1 protein-coding gene and 1 pseudogene are annotated in these 1178 nt (G+C 46.7%); one reads left to right on the forward strand and one right to left on the reverse strand.

Annotation, left to right across the window (positions count from 1 at the left end; genetic code table 11):
- On the forward strand, positions 1 to 582 hold a 582-nt coding region (locus CVN76_RS04875), incomplete at its 5' end, for a lipoate--protein ligase family protein (RefSeq protein ID WP_332850608.1).
- A gap of 182 nt (positions 583 to 764) precedes the next feature.
- Here the strand turns inward: CVN76_RS04875 and CVN76_RS04880 are convergent.
- Positions 765 to 1178, reverse strand: a pseudogene (locus CVN76_RS04880) (hypothetical protein); the annotation flags it as partial.

Consider the following 1178-nt stretch of genomic DNA (forward strand, 5'->3'; position numbering starts at 1 on the left):
TCCGGGGGGCTGGCCGGCGTGTTGGACGAGGGGGTCCTCAATCTCTCGCTAATTTTCCCTGAAAACGAGCAAAAAATTGAAATCAATCGTGGCTACGATGCGATGTGGGAGCTTGTTCAATTGATGTTCGCCGATTTCCCGGTCAAGATGGAGGCAAGGGAAATCGTCGGCTCCTACTGTCCGGGAAGTTATGATTTAAGCATAAATGGACAAAAGTTTGCTGGCATATCCCAACGCAGGATCCGCAATGGGGTAGCGGTGCAAATCTATTTGTGCGTCAATGGAAGCGGGGCCGAGCGCGCCAGTCTCGTGAAAGGTTTTTATGAGGCAGCGAAAGGCAATGCGGAAACGAAATTCGCTTATCCGGCTATCATCCCTTCTGTAATGGCGTCCCTTTCGGAATTGTTGGATGTACAATTGAGTGTCCAGGATGTGATGCTCAGGTTCCTCAATGTATTGAAGGAGCATAGCGGAAGGATATTCTCGGACACGCTTTCCCCAGGGGAATGGCCGTTATATGAGGCCTATTTGACAAGAGTGTTGGAGCGGAATGACAAAGTATTTGCTTCATTAAATGTTTGAATGTGGAAAGCCGTCCCTGTAAGTTCAGGAACGGCTTTGTTCACTTTCATACGATTTTATCATTCACTGAAACTTTGATAAGGAAAAAAAGAGCCTTACTCCAGATTCCTTATTCCCGATCTATCTATTTAGTAGCGGCCATCCTCATGTGGTCGGGCAAACATGCGCTCCACATTATTTCATCACTCAGCCATTTTTTCCAAATTTCCATTCCGATCCATTTTGAATTTCGTTGCCGGGCGCTCCTCTTCCTCTAACAAGACGAGCTTTCTTGCCCGATTCATGATATTCATCAAAGTCTCATAATCTTCCTGCATCAAGCCACTATTTTGTTCGAGATGGCTGACTTTATTCTCGAGCTCTTCATTTCGTTTTTTCAGACCCTTGATTTCAAGCTTCAATCTTTCATTTTCGGTTTTTAATACTTCTGCCTGAAGCGTACGCCCATTCATAGATTCAAGGTAGGCGATGACGGTATCGAGGTTCAGGACCCTTTCCGTGGATACTGGCGCATTGTGGACCCTAGGCGCCAAGGCTTCGGCCACCACGAATTCTTCAGCCGCCTCATAACTGCTAGCATCGGCTTCCATTTCCAA

Source organism: Bacillus sp. mrc49 (genome assembly GCF_002803435.1).